The following is a 25,719-nucleotide window of genomic DNA, read 5'->3' on the forward strand; positions in this document are numbered from 1 at the left end:
GTGTTAACGCCCGGCTTGCCGGGCTTTTAGCTGGAATGTGACTATGTTGGCATTTATCCGTTTTCTTTTTGCAGGCCTGCTGCTGGTGATCGGCCACGCCTTTGCCGCCACGGTTCAGGACGAACACGGCACGTTTACACTCGATAAAACGCCACAACGGATTGTGGTGCTGGAACTCTCGTTCGCCGATGCGCTGGCCGCCGTGGACGTCAGCCCGATCGGTATTGCCGACGATAACGATGCAAAACGCATCCTGCCCGAAGTGCGTGCGCACCTGAAACCGTGGCAGTCCGTCGGAACGCGCGCGCAGCCGAGCCTGGAAGCCATTGCTGCCCTGAAACCAGACCTGATCATTGCCGACAGCAGTCGCCATGCGGGGATTTACACCGCCTTGCAGCAAATCGCGCCGGTACTGCTGCTTAAGTCCCGCAACGAAACCTACGCTGAAAATTTGCACTCAGCGGCTATCATCGGCGAAGTGGTAGGTAAAAAACGAGAGATGCAGGCGCGTCTGGAACAACATAAAGAGAAGATGGCGCAGTGGGCCAGCCAGCTTCCCACAGGGACACGCGTGGCCTTTGGCACATCACGCGAACAGCTATTCAACCTGCATACCCAGGAGACCTGGACCGGCAGCGTGCTGGCTTCTCTGGGGCTGAACGTTCCCGCTGCGATGGCGGGCGCGTCCATGCCGTCCATCGGCCTGGAGCAACTGCTGGCGGTCAATCCTGCCTGGCTGCTGGTTGCCCACTATCGCGAAGAGAGCATTGTTAAACGCTGGCAACAAGATCCGCTCTGGCAGATATTAACCGCCGCGCAGAAGCAGCAGGTTGCTTCAGTCGACAGTAACGCCTGGGCGCGGATGCGCGGTATTTTTGCCGCAGAGCGTATTGCCGCTGACACGGTAAAAATCTTCCACCATCAGCCGCTTACCGATGTGAAATGACCGCGCTAAAACACCCGGTGCTGCTGTGGGGGCTTCCCGTTGCAGTACTTATTATTATTTTCTGGCTGAGTCTGTTTTGCTACTCGGCCATTCCTGTTTCCGGAGCAGACGCAATCCGCGCCCTGCTGCCTGGACACACGCCAACGCTACCAGAAGCGCTGGTGCAAAACCTTCGTTTGCCGCGAAGCCTGGTCGCCGTTCTGATCGGCGCAAGCCTGGCGCTCGCGGGCACGCTGCTGCAAACCCTGACCCACAACCCAATGGCCTCTCCTTCACTGCTCGGCATTAACAGCGGCGCGGCGCTGGCTATGGCGCTTACCAGCGCGCTGAGTCCGACGCCGGTTGCAGGCTATTCCCTGTCGTTCATCGCGGCATGCGGGGGCGGCGTGAGCTGGCTGCTGGTCATGACCGCAGGAGGCGGGTTTCGTCATACCCAGGACAGAAACAAACTGATCCTCGCGGGTATCGCGCTGTCGGCCTTTTGTATGGCCCTGACCCGCATCACCCTACTGCTGGCCGAAGATCATGCTTACGGCATCTTTTACTGGCTGGCAGGCGGAGTGTCCCACGCCCACTGGCAGGATGTCTGGCAGCTCTTGCCGGTGGTGGTCACTGCAGTCCCTGTCGTGTTGCTGCTGGCGAATCAACTGAACCTGCTCAACGTCAGCGACAGTACCGCCCATACGCTGGGAGTGAACCTGCCGAGACTACGTTTGATAATCAATATGTTAGTGCTGCTTCTGGTTGGCGCGTGCGTCAGTGTGGCAGGTCCGGTGGCGTTTATCGGCCTGCTGGTGCCACATCTGGCGCGCTTCTGGGCAGGCTTCGATCAGCGCAACGTACTGCCGGTGAGCATGCTGCTGGGGGCCACGCTGATGCTGATGGCAGATGTACTCGCACGCGCGCTGGCCTTCCCCGGCGATCTGCCCGCAGGCGCAGTGCTGGCGCTGATTGGCAGTCCTTGCTTTGTCTGGCTGGTGAGGAGGCGAGGATGAAAATTGCGCTGGTCATTTTCATCACCCTTGCCCTGGCAGGCTGTGCGCTGTTATCACTCCATATGGGGGTGATCCCCGTGCCGTGGCGCGCGCTGCTGACCGACTGGCAGGACGGACGCGAGCATTATTATGTATTGATGGAGTACCGACTGCCGCGCTTGCTGCTGGCACTGTTTGTCGGTGCAGCCCTCGCCGTGGCGGGCGTGCTGGTACAGGGGATTGTGCGTAACCCGCTAGCATCACCGGATATTCTCGGCATTAACCATGCCGCCAGCCTTGCCTCTGTGGGAGCACTGCTTCTTATGCCATCACTATCCGTGATGGTGCTGCCGCTGCTGGCCTTTGCGGGCGGTATGGCGGGGTTGATCTTGCTGAAGATGCTGGCAAAGACCCACCAGCCGATGAAGCTGGCGCTCACCGGCGTGGCGCTTTCCGCCTGCTGGGCGAGCCTGACGGATTACCTGATGCTCCTGCACCCGCAGGATGTAAACAGTGCCCTGCTGTGGCTGACGGGTAGCTTATGGGGGCGCGACTGGCACTTTGTGAAGATTGCCGTGCCGTTGCTCATTCTGTTTTTGCCGCTGAGCCTGCGCTTTTGTCGCGATCTCGACCTGCTGGCGCTGGGCGATGCACGAGCAGCCACGCTCGGCGTGTCGGTTCAGCGCACCCGGTTCCAGGGGCTGATGCTGGCTGTCGCGATGACAGCAACCGGCGTGGCCGTCTGTGGCCCGATAAGTTTTATTGGTCTCGTCGTGCCGCACATGGTGCGCAGGATCGCCGGCGGGCGTCACCGCTGGCTGATGCCCGTTTCGGCCCTGACGGGCGCGTTGTTGCTGGTCATTGCCGATCTGCTGGCACGAATCATTCATCCGCCGCTGGAGCTTCCGGCAGGCGTGCTGACCGCCATTATCGGCGCACCGTGGTTTGTCTGGCTGCTTGTGAGAATGCGATAAATGAGATTACGTACTGAAAATCTGACCGTCAGCTATGGCGCACAAACCGTGCTGGATGGACTTTCTCTCGCCCTGCCTGCCGGAAAAATCACGGCCCTGCTCGGCCCTAACGGTTGCGGGAAATCGACGCTGTTGAACTGTTTTTCTCGCCTGTTAACACCAGACTCTGGCGAGATATTGCTTGATGAAAAACCCATAGCCGGTTTTTCCGCCCGCCAGCTGGCTCGCCGCCTGGCTTTACTGCCGCAACACCATTTATCCCCCGAGGGGATCACTGTACGGGAACTGGTTTCCTACGGCCGCAGCCCGTGGCTGTCGTTGTGGGGGCGACTCTCCGCGGAAGACAACGAGCGGGTCAACGTGGCAATGAGTCAGACCCGGACGCGCAATCTGGCTGACCGCAGGTTAACCCAGCTTTCCGGCGGCCAGCGCCAGCGTGCGTTTCTGGCGATGGTGCTGGCACAGGATACCCCACTCATTCTTCTTGATGAGCCTACGACCTACCTCGATATCAATCATCAGGTTGAACTGATGCGCCTGATGGTTGAACTCAAAAGGCAGGGGAAAACCGTAGTGACGGTACTCCACGATCTGAATCAGGCCAGCCGCTATTGCGATCATCTGGTGGTACTGGCAAGCGGTCGCGTGATGGCGCAAGGTGCTCCGGAAGCAGTGATGAAACCAGAGCTTCTAAAGACGGTGTTCAGCGTAGAAGCGGAAATCCATCCCGAACCGGTATCTGGCAGACCCATGTGTGTGGTGAAGTAGTCTGGCGAAGTCATAAGGATCATCACAGGACAGATAAAGGAAGTGATAACCACCTGCCAACAGGCACCAAAATCTGGCTGGTTGCCGGTATCACCGACATGCGCAACGGCTTCAATGGTCTCGCCGCAAAGGTGCAGACGATGCTGAAAGATGACCCGATGTCCGGCCATGTCTTCATCTTCCGGGGCCGCAGCGGCAGTAAGGTCAAACTGCTGTGGTCCACCGGCGACGGGCTGTGCCTGCTGACCAAACGGCTGGAACGCGGCCGCTTCGCCTGGCCCTCTGCCCGCGATGGCAAAGTGTTCCTGACCCCGGCGCAGCTGGCAATGCTTCTGGAAGGCATCGACTGGCGGCAGCCTAAAAGACTGCTTACGTCCCTGACCATGTTGTAGGCCTCTTTATCCTGGTTGTCGTTGAATAAGCCTGGTAAAATGCGGGCTTATGAACAACACCTCCCCCTGACGACATCCTTCTGCTGAAACAGCGCCTGTCCGAACAGGAAGCGCTGAACCGCGCCCTGCTGGAAAAGCAGGCCGACCGGGAGCGCGAAATAGACCATCTGCAGGCGCAGCTGGATAAGCTTCGCCGGATGAACTTCGGCAGTCGTTCTGAATAAATCTCCCGCCGCATCGCGCAGATAGAAGCCGACCTGAACCGGCTTCAGACAGAAAGCGATACGCTGACGGGTCGGGTTGCCGATACGGGCCGGGCCCCGTATCGTTTTAACCCTGAATATTCATCGCAGATATTGTTTCGGGTTTTCCGGTATACCAGCCCTGAACTAGGTAACCGGGGCCAAGAGAACGGACGAATTCAAACTGTCCTGGCGTTTCCACCCCTTCAAACATCAGTGGTTTGCCAGTACCACGTAACCCTTTCACCACAGAAACAAGTAGCGCTCGCTTCACCGGGTCATCAATATTGGCAATAAAAATACGGTCTATTTTTATCTCATCGAAATCCAGTACCGTCAGCCATTCAATATGGGGGCCGCTTGGAAAACGGAATCTATGGTCACTCCCGTTTTTGCAACACCGATTTTGACGACAAGTTGGCTTGCTTGAATCTATCCGGCGTCTGAATGGGATTTTATTCCCGCGCCTTGATGAGTTCCGCGCCTGATGAACCTCCAGAAAATATACGGCTTCAATGAGCCTTTCCGTTTTACAGGTTCCTCAACAGGCCGGTGGGCCGTTAGTATCATCAATATCAGTATTCGCAAAACCAGATCAGTAATTCTTTAAACCGGTGTATTTCTGCCGTTATGCTACATAAGTTTGCTGTCGTGCCGTTAGGGCCCAGGCTATTCTGGCCAGCTTGTTTGCCAGAGCACAAGTGACGACAAAGTTGCTTTTCCGGCACAGTAAATCCCTGACCCAATCGGCCAATTTGCCAGACTGGTGTTCCAGTTTTTGTATGAATACCCTGGCACATTGAACCAACAAAGTTCGGATCTTTTTATTACCTCGCTTACTAATTCCCAGCAATGTCGTCCTACCTCCCGTGCTGTACTGCCGAGGTACAAGCCCTGTTGCCGCCGCAAAGTCACGGCTGCTGGCGTACTGCTTCCCGTCGCCAATCTCAGTTGAAATAGTACTCGCTGTCAGTGTTCCGACGCAGGGAATGCTCAGCAAGCGCTGTCCAACCTCATCTTCGTCCAACTTTCGTTTCAACTGGGATTCCAAATCTTTAATCTGCTCAACAAGATAGTGATAATGCTGTTGTAATTTCAGCAATAACTGGCTGAGGTAAAGAGGCAAACTATTATCCTCAAGAATGGTACTCAGTCGGCTAATAACGGCAGCTCCTCGGGGAACGCTAATGCCAAATTCCAGCAGAAAAGCATGCATTTGATTGGTTGTTTTTACCTTATCCTGAACCAGGGATTCACGGACACGATGCAGAGCCCGCATTGCCTGCTGAGATTCCGTTCTGGGCTGCACAAAACGCATAGACGGACGCGATGCAGCTTCACAAATAGCTTCGGCGTCGACAAAGTCGTTTTTATTGCTTTTAACGAACGGGCGGACAAATTGTGGTGATATCAGCTTTGGGGAATGCCCCAACTCTTCCAACTTGCGTGCCATAAAGTGAGAACCGCCACAGGCTTCCATTGCGATGGTTGTAGCGGGGCATGTCGCCAAAAATTCGATCAACTTTGGCCGGGTAAATTTTTTACGGTAAACAGCCTTCCCGCGACGATCCTGGCAATGAATATGGAAAGAGTTTTTACCCAGATCGATACCAATGAGCGCAATGTTTTCCATGATAGTTCTCCGAATGAAAGCCTGTCCTCAGCATAGTACCGGGAAGGAGGGAGTGACCATCTCATTAAATATCCTACGTTAAGCCTGTTTTTTGAGCTGGCATGACGGGCAGCTATGAGCGAAGTATAGTCATTCGCCCTATCTCTTTTGTCGCACTTTCAACAAGGGGGTCGCTTGGAAAGCGGAACGAGGTCAGTCTCCGCCCGGACTGCTCAGCTCTTTAAACAGCAAAAGAGAGGCATCTTATGAGAAGGGATTGTTCAGTATGTCAGGGCAGACTGCTTTTTCATCCGCAGGTACTGAGGGTAAATGCTCAATTCCGGTACGATTCTTACTCTATAGCCAGACAGAATTCAGCATTGTGCTGAACCCGAATCTTTTTTTACTCTGACAGGCCTGTTCATCAGAACCCTGAAAAAACAATTTTCCCGTTCACATTTTTATTTTCCATGTCCTCATGAGCCCGGCGAAGTGCTTTAGCATTCAGCCTGCCATACTCTGCCAGCAACGGAGGTTTGAGCTTACCGGAATCCAGCATGCATGAGAGTTTGTTAAGAATATCATGCTGTTTAGACATGTCCGCAGTAGCATGCATGGGGCGGGTAAACATTGCCTCCCAGTGAACAGAAACGCTCTTAAATTTGATCAAACGCAGATCCAGTGGTTCAGGGTCGTCGATGAGTCCGATACGGCCTTGTGGGGCAATAATTTCGGCCATATTTTCCCAGGCAGATGGCGTGGTGTACGTTGAGAAAATCCGGGTAATGGGAGGGAGTCCAGCAAGGCTGGCAACCTGTGGCGCAAGCGCACATGAATGATCCAGGACATAATGCGCACCAAACCCGCGAACCGCTCTGACACTCTCCTGCCGGGAGGCAGTCCCGATGATGTTCACCCGACTCAGAGTGCGGGCAAGCTGTATAGCCATACAAGGGACTCCGCCCGCACCGCCAAGCATCAACAGGGTCTGATCAGCATCTCCGTTCACTGACAACTGCAGACGATCAAATAACATTTACCAGGCTGTCAGACCGGTCAGAGGAACCGACGCTGCAGCTTCAAAACTTAGTGCTGCCGGCTTTATCCCCGTAATGCGTTCGTCAACCAGCTGAAACTCTGCGTTGGCTCCCTGGCGATCGAGCACACCGGCATAGAAAACGTGGTCACCTGGCCTGAACAGCGTCACATCTGGTCCGGTTGCTTCAACAACACCGGAAGCGTCGTATCCCATAACTACCGGATTGCCTGCAGAGGGACTGATGTTTCGCCGGCTTTTCAGGTCCCGTGGGTTAACCGCGACCGCCCTGACTCTGATCAAAAGATCACGCCCCTTGGGCATGGATGGGTGGGGAAGCGACAAATCTTCAATAACGGATGTACTTTCCCCGGGTTGCCAGAAACCAACGGCTTTCATTCTGTCTCCTTAAAAAGGTCAGTCACCAGATAAATAAATGTAAAAGTGTGCGGAACGCGATACCCGCCAGTGCCCCCGGCAGTGCAAATCGAAAAATACGCGGAAAGCGGGCGCTGGGTAATGCTGTCAACCTGTTGATGACTATTTTAATCTGTAGTCATTCAATCCTTGTAACATCAGGATGATCCTGGTGTCAGTGAAAATACGAAATCAACACGTTGGTATCATTACCCACCTGTGAACTGACGTCGGCATTTTGAATCTCACTTCGGCGTGCCCCCTCCGAATGGCGCAAAACATTTCGTGGTATGGCATGATAGCACCCGAAGAGAGTCAATTCAGGGTGGTAAATGTGAAACCAGTAACGCTATACGATGTCGCAGAGTATGCCGGTGTCTCTTATCAGACCGTTTCCCGCGTGGTGAACAAGGCCAGCCACGTCTCTGCGAAAACGCGGGAAAAGGTGGAAGCGGCGATGGCGCAGCTGAACTACATTCCCAACCGCGTGGCACAACAACTGGCGGGCAAACAGTCGTTGCTGATTGGCGTTGCTACCTCCAGTCTGGCCCTGCACGCGCCGTCGCAAATTGTCGCGGCGATTAAATCTCGCGCCGATCAACTGGGTGCCAGCGTGGTGGTGTCGATGGTAGAACGAAGCAGCGTCGAAGCCTGTAAAGCGGCGGTACATAACCTTCTCGCGCAACGCGTCAGTGGTCTGATCATTAACTATCCGCTGGATGACGAGGATGCCATTGCTGTGGAAGCTGCCTGCGCTAATGTTCCGGCCCTATTTCTTGATGTCTCTGACCAGACTCCCATCAACAGTATTATTTTTTCCCATGAAGACGGTACGCGACTGGGCGTGGAGCATCTGATCGCATTGGGTCACCAGCAAATCGCGTTGTTAGCCGGTCCATTAAGTTCTGTCTCGGCGCGTCTGCGTCTGGCGGACTGGCATAAATATCTCACACGCAATCAAATTCATCCGATAGCGGAACGGGAAGGCGACTGGAGTGCCATGTCCGGTTTTCAACAAACTATGCAAATGCTGAATGAGGGCATCGTTCCCACTGCGATGCTGGTTGCCAACGATCAGATGGCGCTGGGCGCAATGCGCGCTATTACCGAGTCCGGGCTGCGCGTTGGTGCGGATATCTCGGTAGTGGGATACGACGATACCGAAGACAGCTCGTGTTATATCCCGCCGTTAACCACCATCAAACAGGATTTTCGCCTGCTGGGGAAAACTAGCGTGGACCGCTTGCTGAAACTCTCTCAGGGCCAGGCGGTGAAGAGCAATCAGCTGTTGCCCGTCTCACTGGTGAAAAGAAAAACCACCCTACCGCCCAATACGCAAACCACCTCTCCCCGCACGTTGGCAGATTCCTTAATGCAGCTGGCACGACAAGTTTCCCGACTTGAAAGCGGGCAGTGAGCGCAACGCAATTAATGTGAGTCAGCTCACTCATTAGGCACCCCAGGCTTTACACTCTATGTGTCCGGCTCGTATGTTATGCGAAAATGTGAGCGGATAACAATTCACACAGGATACAACTATGACAATGATTACGGATTCACTGGCCGTCGTATTACAACGTCGTGACTGGGAAAACCCTGGCGTTACCCAACTTAATCGCCTTGCGGCACATCCCCCTTTCGCCAGCTGGCGTAATAGCGAAGAGGCTCGCACCGATCGCCCTTCCCAAGAGTCGCGCAGCCTGAATGGTGAATGGCGCTTTGCCTGGTTTCCGGCACCAGAAGCGGTACCAGAAAGCTGGCTGGAGCGCGATCTTCCTGACGCCGATACTGTCATAGTCCCCTCAAACTGGCAGATGCACGGTTACGATGCGCCTATCTACACCAACGTGACCTATCCCATTGCGGTCAATCCGCCGTATGTTCCCACGGAGAATCCGACGGGTTGTTACTCGCTCACATTTAATATTGATGAAAGCTGGCTACAGGAAGGCCAGACGCGAATTATTTTTGATGGTGTTAACTCGGCGTTTCATTTGTGGTGCAACGGGCGCTGGGTCGGTTACGGACAGGACAGTCGTTTGCCGTCTGAATTTGACCTGAGCGCATTTTTACACGCCGGAGAAAACCGCCTCGCGGTGATGGTGCTGCGCTGGAGTGACGGCAGTTATCTGGAAGATCAGGATATGTGGCGGATGAGCGGCATTTTCCGTGACGTCTCGTTGCTGCATAAACCGACCACGCAAATCAGCGATTTACATGTAGCCACTCACTTTAATGATGATTTCAGCCGCGCTGTACTGGAGGCAGACGTTCAGATATACGGCGAGCTGCGCGATGAGCTGCGGGTGACGGTTTCTTTGTGGCAGGGTGAAACGCAGGTCGCCAGCGGCACCGCGCCTTTCGGCGGTGAAATTATCGATGAGCGTGGTGGTTATGCCGATCACGTCACCCTACGTCTGAACGTCGAAAACCCGAAACTGTGGAGCGCCGAAATCCCGAATCTCTATCGTGCAGTGGTTGAACTGCACACCGCCGACGGCACGCTGATTGAAGCAGAAGCCTGCGATGTCGGTTTCCGCGAGGTGCGGATTGAAAATGGTCTGCTGCTGCTGAACGGCAAGCCGTTGCTGATTCGCGGCGTTAACCGTCACGAGCATCATCCTCTGCATGGTCAGGTCATGGATGAGCAGACGATGGTGCAGGATATCCTGCTGATGAAGCAGAACAACTTTAACGCCGTGCGCTGTTCGCATTATCCGAACCATCCGCTGTGGTACACGCTGTGCGACCGCTACGGCCTGTATGTGGTGGATGAAGCCAACATTGAAACCCACGGCATGGTGCCAATGAATCGTCTGACCGATGATCCGCGCTGGCTACCCGCGATGAGCGAACGCGTAACGCGAATGGTGCAGCGCGATCGTAATCACCCGAGTGTGATCATCTGGTCGCTGGGGAATGAATCAGGCCACGGCGCTAATCACGACGCACTCTATCGCTGGATCAAATCTGTCGATCCTTCCCGCCCGGTACAGTATGAAGGCGGCGGAGCCGACACCTTCGCAACCGATATTATTTGCCCGATGTACGCGCGCGTGGATGAAGACCAGCCCTTCCCGGCTGTACCGAAATGGTCCATCAAAAAATGGCTTTCGTTGCCTGGAGAGACGCGCCCGCTGATCCTTTGCGAATACGCCCACGCGATGGGTAACAGTCTTGGCGGCTTCGCTAAATACTGGCAGGCGTTTCGTCAGTACCCCCGTTTACAGGGCGGCTTCGTCTGGGACTGGGTGGATCAGTCGCTGATTAAATATGATGAAAATGGCAATCCGTGGTCGGCTTACGGCGGTGATTTTGGCGATACGCCGAATGATCGCCAGTTCTGCATGAACGGTCTGGTCTTTGCCGACCGCACGCCGCATCCGGCGCTGACGGAAGCAAAACACCAGCAGCAGTTTTTCCAGTTCAGTTTATCCGGGCAAACCATCGAAGTGACCAGCGAATACCTGTTCCGTCATAGCGATAACGAGCTCCTGCACTGGATGGTGGCGCTGGATGGCAAGCCGCTGGCAAGCGGTGAAGTGCCTCTGGATGTCGCTCCACAAGGTAAACAGTTGATTGAACTGCCTGGACTACCGCAGCCGAAGAGCGCCGGACAACTCTGGCTAACGGTTCACGTAGTGCAACCGAACGCGACCACATGGTCAGCAGCCGGACACATCAGCGCCTGGCAGCAGTGGCGTCTGGCGGAAAACCTCAGCGTGACACTCCCCTCCGCGCCCCACGCCATCCCGCAACTGACCACCAGCGAAACGGATTTTTGCATCGAGCTGGATAATAAGCGTTGGCAATTTAACCGCCAGTCAGGCTTTCTTTCACAGATGTGGATTGGCGATAAAAAACAACTGCTGACGCCGCTGCGCGATCAGTTCACCCGCGCACCGCTGGATAACGACATTGGCGTAAGTGAAGCGACCCGCATTGACCCTAACGCCTGGGTCGAACGCTGGAAGGCGGCGGGCCATTACCAGGCCGAAGCAGCGTTGTTGCAGTGCACGGCAGATACGCTTGCCGACGCGGTGTTGATTACCACGGTCCACGCGTGGCAGCATCAGGGGAAAACCTTATTTATCAGCCGGAAAACCTACCGGATTGATGGAAGTGGTCAAATGGCGATTACCGTTGATGTTGAAGTGGCGAGCAATACGCCACATCCGGCGCGGATTGGCCTGACCTGCCAGCTGGCGCAGGTAGCAGAGCGGGTAAACTGGCTCGGATTAGGGCCGCAAGAAAACTATCCCGACCGCCTTACTGCGGCCTGTTTTGACCGCTGGGATCTGCCATTGTCAGACATGTATACCCCGTACGTCTTCCCGAGCGAAAACGGTCTGCGCTGCGGGACGCGCGAATTGAATTATGGCCCACACCAGTGGCGCGGCGACTTCCAGTTCAACATCAGCCGCTACAGTCAACAGCAACTGATGGAAACCAGCCATCGCCATCTGCTGCACGCGGAAGAAGGCACATGGCTGAATATCGACGGTTTCCATATGGGGATTGGTGGCGACGACTCCTGGAGCCCGTCAGTGTCGGCGGAATTCCAGCTTAGCGCCGGTAGCTACCATTACCAGTTGCTCTGGTGTCAAAAATAATAATAACCGGGCAGGCCATGTCTGCCCGTATTTCGCGTAAGGAAATCCATTATGTACTATTTAAAAAACACAAACTTTTGGATGTTCGGTTTATTCTTTTTCTTTTACTTTTTTATCATGGGAGCCTACTTCCCGTTTTTCCCGATTTGGCTACATGACATCAACCATATCAGCAAAAGTGATACGGGTATTATTTTTGCCGCTATTTCTCTGTTCTCGCTATTATTCCAACCGCTGTTTGGTCTGCTTTCTGACAAACTCGGGCTGCGCAAATACCTGCTGTGGATTATTACCGGCATGTTAGTGATGTTTGCGCCGTTCTTTATTTTTATCTTCGGGCCACTGTTACAATACAACATTTTAGTAGGATCGATTGTTGGTGGTATTTATCTAGGCTTTTGTTTTAACGCCGGTGCGCCAGCAGTAGAGGCATTTATCGAGAAAGTCAGCCGTCGCAGTAATTTCGAATTTGGTCGAGCGCGGATGTTTGGCTGTGTTGGCTGGGCGCTGTGTGCCTCGATTGTCGGCATCATGTTCACCATCAATAATCAGTTTGTTTTCTGGCTGGGTTCTGGCTGTGCACTCATCCTCGCCGTTTTACTCTTTTTCGCCAAAACGGATGCGCCCTCTTCTGCCACGGTTGCCAATGCGGTAGGTGCCAACCATTCGGCATTTAGCCTTAAGCTGGCGCTGGAACTGTTCAGACAGCCAAAACTGTGGTTTTTGTCACTGTATGTTATTGGCGTTTCCTGCACCTACGATGTTTTTGACCAACAGTTTGCTAATTTCTTTACTTCGTTCTTTGCTACCGGTGAACAGGGTACGCGGGTATTTGGCTACGTAACGACAATGGGCGAATTACTTAACGCCTCGATTATGTTTTTTGCGCCACTGATCATTAATCGCATCGGTGGGAAAAACGCCCTGCTGCTGGCTGGCACTATTATGTCAGTACGTATTATTGGCTCATCGTTCGCTACCTCAGCACTGGAAGTGGTTATTCTGAAAACGCTGCATATGTTTGAAGTACCGTTCCTGCTGGTGGGCTGCTTTAAATATATTACCAGCCAGTTTGAAGTGCGTTTTTCAGCGACGATTTATCTGGTCTGTTTCTGCTTCTTTAAGCAACTGGCGATGGTTTTTATGTCTATTCTGGCGGGCAATATGTATGAAAGCATCGGTTTCCAGGGCGCTTACCTGGTGCTGGGTCTGGTGGCGCTGGGCTTCACCTTAATTTCCGTGTTCACGCTTAGCGGCCCCGGCCCACTTTCCCTGCTGCGTCGCCAGGTGAATGAAGTCGCTTAAGAAATTAATGTCGGATACGGCGCGAGCGCCTTATCCGACCAACTTATCAGGACGGAATGTTAAAAATGGGGTTCAAGGTCCAATGATGTAAAAAACCACGCTAAGAGGTTAATTCATTGTTTGTATTGAAATTTAATGGTCTTAACTCGCCCTTCAGAATATCTTCCGGTAACGAAAACGTATAATGCCCCAGCATATTTATATGGCCATGTATCAGCGGCGATAATCTTGCCAGATGCTCCTCTTCAGGTGTTTCCCCCGATTTGCGAAGATGTGACAACGCCTCCTGCATGTAAAGTGTGTTCCACAGCACAACCGCATTGGTCACCAGACCCAGAGCACCGAGTTGATCTTCCTGCCCTTCACGGTAGCGTTTTCTAATTTCACCACGTTGTCCGTAGCAAATGGCTCGAGCCACTGCATGGCGTCCTTCTCCCCGGTTGAGCTGAGTGAGGATCCGACGCCGGTAATCCTCATCATCGATATAGTTGAGAAGATACAACGTCTTGTTGACCCGGCCCACTTCCATAATCGCCTGAGCCAGACCAGATGGTCGGCTACTTCTCAACAGTGAACGAATAAGCTCTGATGCATGGATGGTCCCAAGCTTCAGTGAGCCCGCCATTCGCATCATTTCATCCCATTGGGATTCTATTTTTGACAGTTCAACACATCCCCGGGCCAGCTCATTCAGGGCACCATAATGTGCCGTTTTATCTGCCCGCCAGAATATCGCCCCGCCTGCATCGGCCAGACGAGGGGAAAACTGGTAGCCCAGTAACCAGAACAGGCCAAAAATGATATCGCTGGATCCTGCCGTGTCCGTCATAATTTCTACCGGATTCAGCCCGGTCTGCTGCTCCAGAAGCCCTTCCAGTACAAAGATGGAATCACGAAGCGTACCGGGAACGACAATGCCATGGAAACCGGAGTACTGATCGGAGACGAAGTTGTACCAGGTGATACCGCGTCCTGAACCAAAGTATTTACGATTTGGTCCGGAATTAACCGTTTTAACCGGTGTGACAAAACGCATACCATCTGCGGAGGCAACCTCACCACCTCCCCAGTACCCCGCGAGCGGCAGCGTGGACTGAAAATCAACCAGCCGTGCATTAGCGCTGACCAGCGTTTCTGCCCTGAGATAATTTTGTTTAACCCAGCTCAGACGATGGCGAGTAAGCGCGGGAATATTATGCTTTATCAGGGGTTCATGCCCTATATTGCAGGCTTCTGCCAGCAGTGTTGCGCACAGACTGACCTGGAGATCCTGCGCCCGAGCACCTGATTCACTGACGTGGCTGAATTCGCGGGTAAAACCGGTTCGGGCATCTATTTCAAGCAACAGCTCAGTCAGATCAACCGGAGGGATCAGTTCTCTTACCCGACGATTCAATTGTATCAGTGCCGGTGGCTCATCCAGTTTATCCAGACTGCTAATCGTCAGTGAGGGATGCTTACCTTCATTGCTTATGCTGACCGCTGCGTTGCAGGCAAAACGTGAAGCCACTGATTTCCATGTGTCATCAAGCCGCGTAGCCAGTTGTTCTGCTGCTTTAGTTCCGTCTGATGGATGACCCAGCGCCCGACATACCGGGATGCGTTGTGCCTGCCATTCAGCTCCCTGAAGCAATTTTTGACGCGGGTCCCCCCACCGGTCACTGTTCTCCAGCCAGAGATCACGACGGCGCAAAGAATCTTGAAGGCGCTCGAGAAGACACAGCGAGTAACCCGCTCGTAGAATCCTACCATCTCTGTCGTAGACCAGACGTTTCCAGGGGCCGGAAATGATTTGCTCTGGTGCATCGTCGAGAATTCGCTTTTTTGAGCCACTCAGTTCGGCCAGATAATGGATTGCTGACAACGTGTGCTCCCCGGCCGGGGCGGCCTGAAAGTGTAAGTCACGCAACATCGCGGACAGGAAGCGCTTCACCCGTCCATATTGTTCCACCATTTCATCCTGAAAATGAGTATCTTGCGGGCGCGCCAGCTCATTTACCTTGCCGACGGATTCAGCCAGTTTGTCCTTTGGTATGCGGCGAAAAATAGCCTGCCGCAGAGCTGCTTCATCGGTGTTCTCATCAAGTAATAACGTGCATGCCCGTGCCAGTAATAGCGCGGCACGATCAAGATCTTTAAGGGTCCTGAGCCGCTTTTTCTGCCCGATATTTTTTGCAGAACGCGTGATATCCAGAATAAGCATATCCAGCACATCCACGGCCTCGTCAAGCGCCGAAATTTCCTGTGCTTTCACAAACGCAGTAAGCACGGCCAGTCGCCGTTCGTCAGGCATTCTTGAAATGTATTTCACCGAAGCCATTCCGGCATAACGGGCCAAATTCCGCAGCTGGATGGCAGGCAGACCGGAGAAATTCAGCCGGGAAAACTCCATGCTACGCAGTCGGGTATATCGCTCCAGGGCGTCTGTAAATGACGGCCCACTGATAGTGACAGGACCTTTTCGCATCTCCTCCAGCACCGACATACGCTGCCCTTCAGGTATTTCAAGTAAACCGTCCAGTTGTGTTTTCTGCCAGCTGTCAGGCAACAAAGCCAGCCTTCGCCATAATCGTCGACTTGCCCGTTCGCGTACTTCGCCAATCAGCCTTGTCAGAGTCGAGGCTGCGGGTAGCAGGATCTTATTTTGCAGCAACCATGCGGTAGCAAAATCAAACAGCAGACCTGGACGCTCATTGCTGAGCCAGGCGCGAGTATAGAGCAAACGCTTCAGTCTGAATGACCAGGGGAAATCACCAAAATCATGATAATCATAATAGAGCTTGATAAGCCCCTGATGCTCCCAGCGGGTATTGTCTCTTTCAGCATACCGGGAAAGGATCTCTGGTCGGCTGATGTTCAACTGTGCCGCAATGTAAAAACGGATGAATGAGGGAATTTGAAGGAGATCAGGAAGAAACGTTCCCAGAAAGCGCGCCGTAGTCAGCTGAAGTGCAATCCCCAGCCGGTTATGTTTTCCCCGTCGCTGATTAATAAAAGCAAGGTCACGCTCATCCAGATGAAAATACCGAGCCAGCTGAACCTCATTTGGTTCTGCCACATAGCGACCGTAGTTTTCTGTCTGTTCGCTGGTAAGAAAGTCATCACTCATTGCGCATCCTTTCGTAAACGGGAGTTCTGTTCATTTTTTAACCGTCTCAAATATTATAATTTTTGAGACCAATGAAAACGGCCCTAAACATAAGTATCAAAAATCGTGATTTATGCCTTATGATACTACGCAGTATCAATATCGATTTATGAGACCAAAATGGCATTATTAGGGTATGCAAGAGTATCAACCAGCCATCAGAAACTGACGAGCCAGATTACTGAACTCAACACAGCGGGAGTGAGGGATGATCGAGTGTTTACTGACATGATGTCGGGAGCAACTGATGAGCGCGAAGGGCTACAGCGACTCCTTGCCAGAGCGGAGAAAGATGACATTATTCTCTGTACTAAAATGGATCGCCTTGGACGTAATACCGCAGATATGATTCGCATCGTGGATACTTGCTATAAAAAAGGCATCGCTATTCGCTTTCTTGAGAACGGGCTTAGTACTGAAGGCACTATGGGAAAAATGGTTATCCAGATATTAGCAGCTGTTGCCGAGGCGGAACGTGAAAGGATCTTGGAGCGAACTAACGATGGGCGGCAGGCAGCTATGATTAAGGGCGTCAAATTTGGAAGAAAGCCTCATAAAAAGGCTGAATTAGCTAATGAATTGATCAATAAGGACGTACAAGTTAAAGAGGTAATGGAAAAAACGGGTATATCACGGGCGACGTATTTTAGGCTGAAAAGAAAAACGGTTACTAACAATATTCATCTTTCCAATAATAAATAAGAAAGATGAGCATTCTTAAATGCCTGAACGGCTTCTATTTAGCAATGTTTAAACTCGAAAAAAGGATGTATTCAAATTGAGTCAATATTTAAAGCTTGGAGATGACCAATCTCCGGTTCAGTTGGACCCACACAGCGAAGTTGGTGCATTTAAAGTCGTTGGACACTGCGCATGGGCAAAACCAGAAGATAAAATCACTCCTGACTTTTTGCGTTCAAGAGTAGAACCTTGGTTAACTGCCCTTTTTCAGTCTGAACACTTAAATATACTTATTGGCGCTGGCCTTAGTTCGGCTATTCAAGAGTCAGCGACCGGCACCAAACCTCAAGGTATGGGATGGATTGAAGATCTCAAAGTTTGTAAGGCTGAAATAGACAGTTATGTAGCTAAAACAGCAGACGCCTCAGGAAGGGGAAAGGGTAATATTGAAGATCAGATTCGTTCAATTAATGAGTTGATTAAAGGATTAGAGATTTTAACGGTACAAAACCTACCGGTTCCACTACCTCCACCAGGTGCTCCCCCATATCGAAATTTAAAAAGTGAGTTAGTAGAGTTAAATAATGAGCTAACAAGATGTCTGAAATTATTTTCGGACTCAGTTAGTCATGGGGAAAAATTAATTCGTGATGCAAGCAATGATTTAAAAACAGAAACGTTTAATTATTTAGTGAGTTTTTTGATGAGTTTTTCAAGTCGAACAGCAACTAGGGATCGATTACATATTTTTACGACAAATTACGACAGAATAATTGAAACGGGCGCTGAAATAGCAGGTCTTCGTTTAATTGACAGATTTGTCGGTACCATAGCGCCGATTTTTAGATCTTCGCGATTAGAAGTGGATTATCATTACAATCCACCAGGTATTCGGGGTGAACCAAGATATTTGGAAGGTGTGGCGCGCTTTACTAAATTACATGGTTCATTGGACTGGTATGCTACTGAAGGGGCTATAAGGCGTTTTGGATTGCCATTTGGAGCTAGCTCGGTTGAACCCTTTTTACAAGTGGAAACAGCCGGAACTGCAAATTATCAACAATTAATGATTTATCCAAATTCAGTTAAAGACCGTGAAACATCTGAATATCCTTATGTTGAGCTATTTAGGGATTTAGCATCTGCAACATGTCGTCCTAATAGCACCTTGGTAACATATGGTTATAGTTTTGGAGATGAGCATATAAATCGGCTTATAATTGATATGTTGACAATCCCCTCAACGCATATAGTCATAATTGCTTACGGTGATCCGCTTGGAAGAATTATGCGTTTTATAAATGATAGTGGAAGAAAAGCTCAAATATCTTTATTGCTGGGAGATCATTTTGGAGATCTAAAAAAATTAGTTGATTTTTATCTTCCTAAAGCCGCGATAGACAGATCATCAATTCGTATGGCTGAGCTATTAAAATCACGAGGTTTATATCGTGCAACAAAACCAAATAATAGTGAGGATGCTGAATGAACTCATTCCCCATTGAACAAGGTGAGCAACTCAGGGTTGGCACTGTCGATTTTGTTTCACCCAACGAGATTAGGGCACTATTAGATATCGACTCGCCTGATTCTGTCGCTTTGAATGCAGGAACACCTAGAAATTTTCCTAGAGTAAACAGCTATGTATTAGTCTCATGTGACAATGGTTACTTAGTTGGGCAAATAGAGTGGCTTGCAGTTGAGCATTCGCCTTATCCCAAACAAAGGGATATCCAAGATTTTGGTTTAGTAAATCTGCCATTCCCTCGAAAAAAAATAAGTTTAAATCCGGTAGGGAATCTTAAACGTTTTTCAAAAGATGGTACTGATTATTTTATATTTCAACGCGGTTCTGAATCATTTCCTTCTATTGGTTCAGCTATTTTACTACCAACAGATTTACAGCTTAGATCAATTGTCGAGTCTGGTAATAATAGACGGGTGATTATTGGGCAAAGCCCACTTGCTAACAATGCTAATGTGGCTGTAGATCCCGACAGATTATTTGGTCGTCATATAGCAGTACTTGGTAATACGGGTAGTGGTAAGTCTTGTTCTGTTGCAGGGTTAATCCAGTGGTCACTCGAGGCTGCAATGGAATCAGAAATAAAACCAAACGCAAGATTTATTATATTAGACCCAAATGGCGAGTATACACGTGCTTTGGGGCCAACTACAAAATTTAAAGGCAGAGTGTTTAAGGTTGAAGCAGAAGATGGTGAAAACCAATTACAGGTACCTTCATGGTTTTGGAATAGTTCAGAATGGGCATCATTCACGCAAGCAAGTCCTAAAGCACAACTTCCATTACTAAAGCGCTCTTTGAGAGCAATGAGAAATGAAGAGTTTGATTTACAAACGAATTTAGATGTAGAAGTTAAAAAGTACTTAGGTACTATTTTAGTTTCTTTAAAAGCGGATAAATCTAAAGGTGCAGCAGCACTTAATGATTTCCCAGGTGCTAAAAATCTTTTGGCAAAAATTAACACTTGGCGTCAGAGTCTTGAAGAATATAAAGAAAGGTTAGTTACTACACATCCAGAGCTAGATAAATTAATCGTCTCTATTCAAGATTTTTGTGTGCAAAGAGAGGGTAGATATCCAGATTACAATGCTAAAGTTAGCGCAGTTGATAACATCATAGATGGAATGTTATCTTCATTTCAGAGCCTTGGTGGTAATGAGTGTGAACTCCTTCCGAAAAATGAGGACATCCCCGTCCCTTTTGACGGAGGTAATTTAGTTTCCTATTTAGAGGCATTAGCCCAGGAAAATGGCAGTGAGCAATATGTCGAATATTTAGTGGCTAGGATACGCACAATGCTTGCTGATACGAGAATGAAACCTATAACCAATGACTCAGAGCACCGAGTTGACTTAGCCAATTGGTTAGAAACTTATATTGGAAAGGATGGAACCGGCGATGATGATAGCTGTGTTTCAATTATTGATCTTTCTTTAGTACCAACAGAAATTACTCATCTTGTGACAGCTGTTATTTCAAGGATTGTGTTTGAATCATTGCAACGTTATAGGCGGCTATATAATAAATCTTTACCTACGGTACTTGTCGCTGAAGAAGCACATACATTTATTAAACGGTATCGTGATGACTCTGAAAATCAGGATGTCGCAGCCGTTTGCTGCCAAGTGTTTGAGAAAATCGCACGAGAAGGCAGAAAGTTTGGTCTTGGTATGGTGATTTCCTCACAACGACCATCAGAGTTATCACCTACGGTTTTGTCTCAATGTAATACTTTTCTTTTGCATCGAATTAGTAACGACAAAGATCAGGAGCAAGTTCATAAAATGGTACCTGATAATTTGCGAGGATTACTCCGTGAACTACCTTCATTACCATCCCAACATGCAATACTGATGGGCTGGGCATCTGAACTTCCTGTCCTAGTTAAAATGAAAAATTTGACGAAAGAGCAGCAACCTCATTCTGATGACCCTGACTTCTGGGATGTTTGGACAAGAAAGTATGCGGATGGGAAGTTGGTCGAGAGAACTGTCGATTGGGAAGCTGTTGTAAAGGAATGGCAACAAAAGTGATCTGCAGCAGAAAATGAAAGCGGGAGAGCAGATCGGAATTGAAGGAACTTTATGCCATCAATCTACTTGGTGTTGCGTTCCATTGTCCCTCCCCCCATGACGACTGAAGTGGCTGCAAACGCAGTACCTAACAATCTCAATATAAACAATGAACTAACCTCTTAGCGTGGTTTTTTGCATCATTGGCCCTCAAACCCCTATACCGGCGATGGAGGCATTGACGGCCAGGTAATAATAGGAAAATATCGCTATCTTATTCAGGCTAAACGCTATCGCGGCCATATTGCTTTACAGCACGTACAGGAGTTCGAGAAGTTGCTTAAACGTCATAACTGTCGCGGTCTGTTTTGCCATACCGGGAAAACCGGCGCAGGTTCAAAATCTGTCAGTATTGCCAGTGAACGGATGGAGATTATCAGCGGCCAGCGCCTGATAGATTTGCTCACGCCCGGCAGCTCCTTCACTATCGCAACCGCCCCGCAGACGATGATGAAGCGTACCGCAGCAACACTAGAAACGAGCACCATTGTTAAAGATGCCGGTAAAGAAAATCGATACCATGAGAGTTAATTAAATGAAGTCAGTAACTATAGAAGCAAAAACATTTGCTGAAATGTTAGGAATAACAGAAGGTGAGTTAATCTTTGCCATTAAGAAAACTGGCACATTCAAAAACAAGACCATCCCACAACCTCATGAGCCACATAAATCAAATAATAGATTTTTATATTCAGACGTAATGAGGTTTATAGAATCACTAAAAGACAAAGAGAACCGGTAATGACTCCAACTTACTGATAGTGTTTTATGTTCAGATAATGCCCGATGACCTTGTCATGCAGCTCCACCGATTTTGAGAACGACAGTGACTTCCGTCCCAGCCTTGCCAGATGTTGTCTCAGATTCAGGTTATGTCGCTCAATGCGCTGAGTGTAACGCTTGCTGATAACGTGCAGCTTTCCCTTCAGGCGGGGTTCATACAGCGGCCAGCCATCCGTCATCCATACCACGACCTCAAAGGCCGACAGCAGGCCCAGAAGACGCTCCAGCGTGGCCAACGTGCGTTACCTAACAATAAACCTGTTTAAATATCCAGATAAAAACATTCAATCTGGGTCAAATGAGTGATACAGTTTCACCCATAAGACCCAATGGAGGCAATATGTCTGAATTTGAATTACTGGCGCAGGATCTGCTTGAGAAAGCAGAAGCGGAAGAACAACTGCGACAGGAAAATGATAAAAAGCTGCTCGGGCAGGTGCTGGAAATCTATGACCAGAAGTACGTGGCTGAACTGCTTAGAAAAGTTGGTAAAAATGAGTGGAGTCGCGAGACTCTTAATCGCTGGATTAATGGTAAGTGCTCACCTAAGACGCTGACGTTAGCCGAAGAGGAACTTCTACGAAAAATGCTTCCGGAAGCGCCTGCACATCACCCTGACTATGCCTTCCGGTTTATTGACCTGTTTGCTGGGATTGGAGGTATACGGAAGGGCTTCGAAACCATCGGTGGCCAGTGCGTTTTTACCAGTGAATGGAATAAAGAGGCTGTGCGCACATATAAAGCTAACTGGTTTAACGATGCTCAGGAACACACTTTCAATCTCGATATTCGTGAAGTCACGCTCAGTGATAAACCTGAAGTACCTGAAAACGATGCCTATGCTTACATTAATGAGCATGTGCCGGATCATGATGTACTTCTAGCAGGTTTCCCCTGTCAACCGTTTAGCCTTGCGGGCGTAAGCAAGAAAAACTCGCTCGGGCGCGCGCATGGTTTCGAATGTGAGGCTCAGGGAACGCTTTTCTTCGATGTGGCGCGTATTATCCGCGCAAAAAAACCTGCCATCTTTGTTCTTGAAAACGTTAAAAACCTGAAGAGCCATGACAAGGGTAAAACCTTTAAAGTCATCATGGATACCCTCGACGAACTGGGCTATGAAGTTGCGGATGCAGCTGAGATGGGCAAAAACGATCCTAAAGTTATCGACGGAAAGCACTTTTTACCTCAGCACCGAGAACGTATCGTTTTGGTCGGTTTCCGCCGTGATCTGAACATTCACCAGGGCTTTACCCTGCGCGATATTAGTCGTTTTTATCCGGAACAGCGTCCGTCATTTGGCGAACTGCTGGAACCCGTGGTTGACAGCAAATATATACTGACGCCGAAACTCTGGGAGTATCTCTATAACTACGCCAAAAAGCACGCAGCTAAGGGTAACGGATTCGGTTTTGGCCTCGTTAATCCTGAAAATAAAGAAAGCATTGCCCGTACGCTTTCTGCTCGCTATCACAAAGACGGGTCTGAAATTCTGATAGACCGTGGCTGGGATATGGCCACAGGTGAAACAGACTTCGCGAACGAAGAAAATCAGGCGCATCGGCCCCGCAGGCTGACTCCGCGAGAGTGCGCGCGCCTTATGGGTTTTGAAAAAGTAGATGGCAGGCCTTTTCGCATTCCTGTGTCAGACACTCAGTCGTACAGGCAGTTCGGTAACTCCGTAGTGGTGCCCGTGTTTGAAGCCGTAGCCAAACTGCTTGAACCTTATATCCTGAAAGCGGTTAATGCCGATTCGTGCAAGGTTGAACGAATCTGATCGCTCCTCCCGGTATTTATGCCGGGAGATAATCTATGGAATATCTGCGTAAAGCCCTGTCAGCTCAGCAATAAACGCACCTAGCGTCATTAGCTCAGCTCTCACCGCCTCCGGGTATTTTTTGTGCAGAGATGATGGCACGACCAATCTGACACCCGACTCCCGCATCTCCCGATATTGAGCCAGAGAAACTCCCTCCTGGAGTGTAAACAGATGCACCTGATGAATTTTATCGGCCTCATTCAGTATCTGACGCCAGCGATCCTTACAGGTAGTCTTGACTGCCAGCATGCGCAGATTTTCTACGGGAAACTCAGTATCGTGGTAAGCCCCTGCGGAAGGGAAAAGGAAATCGGGTTTTTTATTACCTTCTGTGATGGCCTGCGTCGCAAAGTGTCGCAGGCCGTGCTCAATGAATAGATGCTCCAGGTGCAGTTCCAGCGACTTCCCGGCTCTGGATTTACGGCGATTGCTGACAGAATTGGCCAGCGCAATAAATTCATCCACAGAGCCAAATCCTTTCCGGATGATATCCAGAACATGCAGTTCCTCAACCAATAGAAATATGTCGTACTCCACGCGCCGGCGGTCAAGAAGTTGCTCATCCGGATCAAGGGAATTTTTCACATAATGGCTGGCTGCATACTGAATAATTTCACTTCCCGACGGAAAGCGCAGGTGCCAGTCTTCAGGTAGAATATATTTATGATTTACTGGCGCTTGCTGTAGAGATAGTCCGCCTAGAATCTGTCCTGCGGGGCCGGATATAAGCGCTCCGGGTATAACTTCACCAATAGCGGTCTCAATGACGTCCTCTTCATCAGTGCTGGCGCATACCCAAATATTTACTTCCTTACAGTCCCCCCCTTGCTCATCAAGCTTGAAAGCCAGGAGCGTCAGAGCCCCTGTATTTTCAGGATCCTGAAGTGGGCTGCCTCTACCCCAGCGGGTAATCCTTTTTTCATTCCGGGTTTTACCAAAATGACGGCTGTTATAATAAATTGCCCTGGCTTCGCTGTCAGGGCAATCATGCGATGACACATGTGCGGTGAGAAAAACCGAAGGGTTCAGTTCACGGGTATGGTTGATAGACGGAAAGAGTTTTTCAACGATACCTGAAGGGATATAAAGCCCTACCTGGTGACCACCTGTTGCGCCGGTATCGTTGGCGGAAAGGCGTTTGATGTAGACGAAGTAATTCTCACATGCGATCTCAAGTAGCCAGTTGTGGAAAACCGACATAAGCATCCCCTGTTACCCTGAAACTCTACTCACCATTTTTTCATGATTATATACAAACAGTGTCATTTTCAGAAGACGACTGCACCAGTTGATTGGGCGTAATGGCTGTTGTGCAGCCAGCTCCTGACAGTTCAATATCAGAAGTGATCTGCACCAATCTCGACTATGCTCAATACTCGTGTGCACCAAAGCGAGGTGAGCATGGCGACGGAGGCTCTGTTGCAAAGATTGGCGGCAGTCAGAGGTAGGCTGTCGCTCTGCGCCGATCAGGCGGCTGCTGCGAAATGGTGGTTGAGCATGCCCATGGCCTCCGTCAGCGCCGAGGGCCCAATGCCAAAAGCTCTCTCCACAAGGCGCACCTCGCCCCTGATGCCGGGCTGCAGGCACCAGGGGCGAGCCTGTCCTTTGCGCAGGGCTCGCATGACTTCGAATCCCTTGATCGTGGCATAGGCCGTGGGGATCGATTTGAAACCGCGCACCGGCTTGATCAGTATCTTGAGCTTTCCGTGATCGGCCTCGATCACGTTATTGAGATACTTCACCTGCCGGTGGGCCGTCTCCCGGTCCAGCTTTCCTTCGCGCTTCAATTCGGTGATCGCTGCACCATAGCTCGGCGCTTTGTCGGTATTGAGCGTGGCAGGCTTTTCCCAGTGCTTCAGGCCTCGCAGGGCCTTGCCCAGGAACCGCTTCGCTGCCTTGGCGCTGCGGGTCGGCGACAGGTAGAAATCGATCGTGTCGCCCCGCTTGTCGACTGCCCGGTACAGGTAGGTCCACTTGCCCCGCACCTTGACGTAGGTTTCATCCAGGCGCCAGCTCGGATCAAAGCCACGCCGCCAGAACCAGCGCAGCCGCTTCTCCATCTCCGGGGCGTAGCACTGGACCCAGCGATAGATCGTCGTATGGTCGACCGAAATGCCGCGTTCCGCCAGCATTTCCTCAAGGTCGCGATAGCTGATCGGATAGCGACAATACCAGCGCACCGCCCACAGGATCACATCACCCTGGAAATGGCGCCACTTGAAATCCGTCATCGTTCCGTCCGTCCAATCTCCGCCAAGCATGCTCAAGCTTCACGATTTTTGCAACAGAGCCCACACGAGTATTGAGCATAGTCGAGATTGGTGCAGATCACTTCTGATATTGAACTGTCAGGAGCTGGCTGCACAACAGCCATTACGCCCAATCAACTGGTGCAGTCGTCTTCTGAAAATGACA

At 50.5% G+C, this 25,719-nt stretch carries 19 protein-coding genes and 5 pseudogenes; 16 read left to right on the forward strand and 8 right to left on the reverse strand.

Features of this window, described 5'->3' with window-relative positions; all coding sequences use genetic code 11:
• The first annotated feature begins 43 nt into the window (after positions 1 to 43).
• The 6 genes and pseudogenes from fecB to SK51_RS24785 form a co-directional block, all read left to right on the forward strand.
• Positions 44 to 946: a Fe(3+) dicitrate ABC transporter substrate-binding protein FecB gene (fecB, locus tag SK51_RS23165; protein WP_004118241.1), complete on the forward strand. Its 903-nt coding sequence runs from the start codon at positions 44 to 46 to the stop codon at positions 944 to 946.
• Positions 943 to 1,941 (forward strand): iron-dicitrate ABC transporter permease FecC, encoded by a 999-nt coding sequence (gene fecC / locus SK51_RS23170; RefSeq protein WP_004118243.1) that lies wholly within the window; start codon positions 943 to 945, stop codon positions 1,939 to 1,941. Before fecB ends, fecC begins: the two co-directional genes overlap by 4 nt.
• The gene (gene fecD, locus SK51_RS23175; protein WP_004118246.1) at positions 1,938 to 2,894 is read left to right on the forward strand and encodes a Fe(3+) dicitrate ABC transporter permease subunit FecD; all 957 of its coding nucleotides are present in this window, start codon (positions 1,938 to 1,940) and stop codon (positions 2,892 to 2,894) included. The genes fecC and fecD overlap by 4 nt, the downstream gene beginning before the upstream one ends.
• Complete coding sequence (gene fecE, locus SK51_RS23180) at positions 2,895 to 3,662, forward strand: Fe(3+) dicitrate ABC transporter ATP-binding protein FecE (RefSeq protein ID WP_004152282.1); 768 nt, start codon at positions 2,895 to 2,897, stop codon at positions 3,660 to 3,662.
• A gap of 53 nt (positions 3,663 to 3,715) precedes the next feature.
• Positions 3,716 to 4,054 (forward strand): IS66 family insertion sequence element accessory protein TnpB, encoded by a 339-nt coding sequence (tnpB, locus tag SK51_RS23185; RefSeq protein WP_029497456.1) that lies wholly within the window; start codon positions 3,716 to 3,718, stop codon positions 4,052 to 4,054.
• Positions 4,055 to 4,103: 49 nt separating this feature from the next.
• A pseudogene (locus tag SK51_RS24785) lies at positions 4,104 to 4,362 on the forward strand (IS66 family transposase); the annotation flags it as partial.
• Between the two features lie 22 nt (positions 4,363 to 4,384).
• Here the strand turns inward: SK51_RS24785 and SK51_RS25800 are convergent.
• From SK51_RS25800 to SK51_RS23195, 3 genes and pseudogenes are all read right to left on the reverse strand, one after another.
• Positions 4,385 to 4,813: an EAL domain-containing protein gene (locus SK51_RS25800; protein WP_309401587.1), complete on the reverse strand. Its 429-nt coding sequence runs from the start codon at positions 4,811 to 4,813 to the stop codon at positions 4,385 to 4,387.
• A gap of 111 nt (positions 4,814 to 4,924) precedes the next feature.
• Complete coding sequence (locus SK51_RS23190; protein ID WP_000427623.1) at positions 4,925 to 5,929, reverse strand: IS110-like element IS4321 family transposase; 1,005 nt, start codon at positions 5,927 to 5,929, stop codon at positions 4,925 to 4,927.
• Between the two features lie 403 nt (positions 5,930 to 6,332).
• Positions 6,333 to 7,343: pseudogene (locus tag SK51_RS23195) on the reverse strand (zinc-binding alcohol dehydrogenase family protein).
• Positions 7,344 to 7,695: 352 nt separating this feature from the next.
• Between SK51_RS23195 and lacI the strand changes: the two are divergent.
• The 3 genes from lacI to lacY all read left to right on the forward strand — a co-directional run bounded on the left by lacI (position 7,696) and on the right by lacY (position 13,279).
• The gene (gene lacI, locus SK51_RS23200) at positions 7,696 to 8,778 is read left to right on the forward strand and encodes a DNA-binding transcriptional repressor LacI (RefSeq protein ID WP_032664842.1); all 1,083 of its coding nucleotides are present in this window, start codon (positions 7,696 to 7,698) and stop codon (positions 8,776 to 8,778) included.
• Positions 8,779 to 8,899: 121 nt separating this feature from the next.
• Entirely contained in the window at positions 8,900 to 11,974 is a 3,075-nt protein-coding gene (gene lacZ, locus SK51_RS23205) for a beta-galactosidase (RefSeq protein WP_032664843.1), read from the forward strand.
• A 51-nt stretch (positions 11,975 to 12,025) separates the two neighbouring features.
• Positions 12,026 to 13,279, forward strand: a complete 1,254-nt coding sequence (lacY, locus tag SK51_RS23210) for a lactose permease (protein ID WP_015572119.1) — start codon at positions 12,026 to 12,028, stop codon at positions 13,277 to 13,279.
• A gap of 100 nt (positions 13,280 to 13,379) precedes the next feature.
• On the opposite strand, the gene SK51_RS23215 is transcribed toward lacY, so the two are convergent.
• On the reverse strand, positions 13,380 to 16,388 hold the full coding sequence (locus tag SK51_RS23215; protein WP_016240410.1) for a Tn3 family transposase: 3,009 nt from the start codon (positions 16,386 to 16,388) through the stop codon (positions 13,380 to 13,382).
• A gap of 159 nt (positions 16,389 to 16,547) precedes the next feature.
• On the opposite strand from SK51_RS23215, the gene SK51_RS23220 reads away from it, so the two are divergent.
• From SK51_RS23220 to SK51_RS24805, 5 genes are all read left to right on the forward strand, one after another.
• A complete protein-coding gene (locus SK51_RS23220; RefSeq protein ID WP_001196200.1) occupies positions 16,548 to 17,129 on the forward strand; it encodes a recombinase family protein in 582 nt (193 codons plus the stop codon).
• Between the two features lie 76 nt (positions 17,130 to 17,205).
• Positions 17,206 to 18,597, forward strand: coding sequence for an SIR2 family protein (locus tag SK51_RS24800; protein ID WP_000085084.1), 1,392 nt, complete (start codon positions 17,206 to 17,208; stop codon positions 18,595 to 18,597).
• Positions 18,594 to 20,666, forward strand: a complete 2,073-nt coding sequence (locus SK51_RS23225) for an ATP-binding protein (protein ID WP_001084041.1) — start codon at positions 18,594 to 18,596, stop codon at positions 20,664 to 20,666. The genes SK51_RS24800 and SK51_RS23225 overlap by 4 nt, the downstream gene beginning before the upstream one ends.
• A gap of 174 nt (positions 20,667 to 20,840) precedes the next feature.
• On the forward strand, positions 20,841 to 21,236 hold the full coding sequence (locus SK51_RS23230; protein ID WP_048207301.1) for a restriction endonuclease: 396 nt from the start codon (positions 20,841 to 20,843) through the stop codon (positions 21,234 to 21,236).
• A gap of 4 nt (positions 21,237 to 21,240) precedes the next feature.
• On the forward strand, positions 21,241 to 21,447 hold the full coding sequence (locus tag SK51_RS24805) for a hypothetical protein (RefSeq protein ID WP_001749967.1): 207 nt from the start codon (positions 21,241 to 21,243) through the stop codon (positions 21,445 to 21,447).
• Positions 21,448 to 21,457: 10 nt separating this feature from the next.
• Here the strand turns inward: SK51_RS24805 and SK51_RS23235 are convergent.
• Positions 21,458 to 21,730 (reverse strand): annotated as a pseudogene (locus SK51_RS23235) (IS1 family transposase); the annotation flags it as partial.
• 98 nt (positions 21,731 to 21,828) lie between these two features.
• Here SK51_RS23235 and SK51_RS23240 point away from each other — a divergent pair.
• The gene (locus tag SK51_RS23240; protein ID WP_001288432.1) at positions 21,829 to 23,262 is read left to right on the forward strand and encodes a DNA cytosine methyltransferase; all 1,434 of its coding nucleotides are present in this window, start codon (positions 21,829 to 21,831) and stop codon (positions 23,260 to 23,262) included.
• Positions 23,263 to 23,295: 33 nt separating this feature from the next.
• On the opposite strand, the gene SK51_RS23245 is transcribed toward SK51_RS23240, so the two are convergent.
• A complete protein-coding gene (locus SK51_RS23245; protein ID WP_001749969.1) occupies positions 23,296 to 24,504 on the reverse strand; it encodes a type II restriction endonuclease in 1,209 nt (402 codons plus the stop codon).
• Between the two features lie 61 nt (positions 24,505 to 24,565).
• Between SK51_RS23245 and SK51_RS25520 the strand changes: the two are divergent.
• Positions 24,566 to 24,631 (forward strand): annotated as a pseudogene (locus tag SK51_RS25520) (EAL domain-containing protein); the annotation flags it as partial.
• Positions 24,632 to 24,770: 139 nt separating this feature from the next.
• Here SK51_RS25520 and SK51_RS23250 read toward each other — a convergent pair.
• Together SK51_RS23250 and SK51_RS25525 are read right to left on the reverse strand one after the other, a co-directional pair.
• A complete protein-coding gene (locus SK51_RS23250) occupies positions 24,771 to 25,535 on the reverse strand; it encodes an IS6-like element IS6100 family transposase (protein WP_001389365.1) in 765 nt (254 codons plus the stop codon).
• Positions 25,536 to 25,652: 117 nt separating this feature from the next.
• Positions 25,653 to 25,719, reverse strand: a pseudogene (locus tag SK51_RS25525) (EAL domain-containing protein); the annotation flags it as partial.

Source organism: Enterobacter sp. MGH85 (genome assembly GCF_001037655.1).
GTDB lineage: Bacteria > Pseudomonadota > Gammaproteobacteria > Enterobacterales > Enterobacteriaceae > Enterobacter > Enterobacter intestinihominis.

Bases quoted from the DNA above. Each gene is read 5' to 3' on its own strand.
- fecB (WP_004118241.1), top strand. From the start codon at position 44: ATGTTGGCATTTATCCGTTTTCTTTTTGCAGGCCTGCTGCTGGTGATC.
- fecC (WP_004118243.1), top strand. From the start codon at position 943: ATGACCGCGCTAAAACACCCGGTGCTGCTGTGGGGGCTTCCCGTTGCA.
- fecD (WP_004118246.1), top strand. From the start codon at position 1,938: ATGAAAATTGCGCTGGTCATTTTCATCACCCTTGCCCTGGCAGGCTGT.
- fecE (WP_004152282.1), top strand. From the start codon at position 2,895: ATGAGATTACGTACTGAAAATCTGACCGTCAGCTATGGCGCACAAACC.
- SK51_RS23190 (WP_000427623.1), bottom strand. From the start codon at position 5,929: ATGGAAAACATTGCGCTCATTGGTATCGATCTGGGTAAAAACTCTTTC.
- lacZ (WP_032664843.1), top strand. From the start codon at position 8,900: ATGACAATGATTACGGATTCACTGGCCGTCGTATTACAACGTCGTGAC.
- lacY (WP_015572119.1), top strand. From the start codon at position 12,026: ATGTACTATTTAAAAAACACAAACTTTTGGATGTTCGGTTTATTCTTT.
- SK51_RS23215 (WP_016240410.1), bottom strand. From the start codon at position 16,388: ATGAGTGATGACTTTCTTACCAGCGAACAGACAGAAAACTACGGTCGC.
- SK51_RS23220 (WP_001196200.1), top strand. From the start codon at position 16,548: ATGGCATTATTAGGGTATGCAAGAGTATCAACCAGCCATCAGAAACTG.
- SK51_RS23225 (WP_001084041.1), top strand. From the start codon at position 18,594: ATGAACTCATTCCCCATTGAACAAGGTGAGCAACTCAGGGTTGGCACT.
- SK51_RS24805 (WP_001749967.1), top strand. From the start codon at position 21,241: ATGAAGTCAGTAACTATAGAAGCAAAAACATTTGCTGAAATGTTAGGA.
- SK51_RS23240 (WP_001288432.1), top strand. From the start codon at position 21,829: ATGTCTGAATTTGAATTACTGGCGCAGGATCTGCTTGAGAAAGCAGAA.
- SK51_RS23245 (WP_001749969.1), bottom strand. From the start codon at position 24,504: ATGTCGGTTTTCCACAACTGGCTACTTGAGATCGCATGTGAGAATTAC.
- SK51_RS23250 (WP_001389365.1), bottom strand. From the start codon at position 25,535: ATGACGGATTTCAAGTGGCGCCATTTCCAGGGTGATGTGATCCTGTGG.